1 protein-coding gene is annotated in these 456 nt (G+C 72.8%); it reads left to right on the top strand.

Annotation, left to right across the window (positions count from 1 at the left end):
* A partial coding sequence (locus LPA54_RS38375) for a LuxR C-terminal-related transcriptional regulator (RefSeq protein ID WP_228985003.1) occupies nucleotides 1-325 on the top strand: 325 nt, incomplete at its 5' end.
* Nucleotides 326-456: the final 131 nt, after the last annotated feature.

The following is a 456-nucleotide window of genomic DNA, read 5'->3' as shown; positions in this document are numbered from 1 at the left end:
CACCGCGATCGCCGTCAGACAGCCCACGGGTGAGATCGTCGGTCTCGTCGTCTTTCTGCGCCGGACCGAAGAAGCGGCCGTCTGCGGACCCGTACTCACCGCCCTCGACGCGCAGGTGCTGGAAGGTGTCGCGAGTGGTGAATCCACGGTGCAGTTGGCCTCCCGTCTCTATCTGAGCCGTCAGGGCATCGAATACCGCGTCGGCCAGATGCTGCGGCGTTTCGACGCCCCCAACCGGCCCGCTCTGGTGGCGCGGGCGCACGCGCTCGGGATGTTCGCCACCGGACAGTGGCCTCCGCGGGTCCTCCCGGAGCGCGTGCGGTAGTGCGGAGCCGGGGCCTGCCTAGCCCCGCGACGGCGGCCGTGCCGGAGACACACCGCCACGGCCGCTGTCGTGCCGGCCCGCCCTGGCAGGGGCGCCGGCCTCACGCCGCCGAGGGCTGCCACGCCTCCTGG

Source organism: Streptomyces sp. DH12 (assembly GCF_020873895.1).
GTDB lineage: Bacteria > Actinomycetota > Actinomycetes > Streptomycetales > Streptomycetaceae > Streptomyces.
The sequence above is the reverse complement of the archived record's forward strand: the minus strand, read 5'-3'. Positions and strand labels throughout refer to the sequence as shown.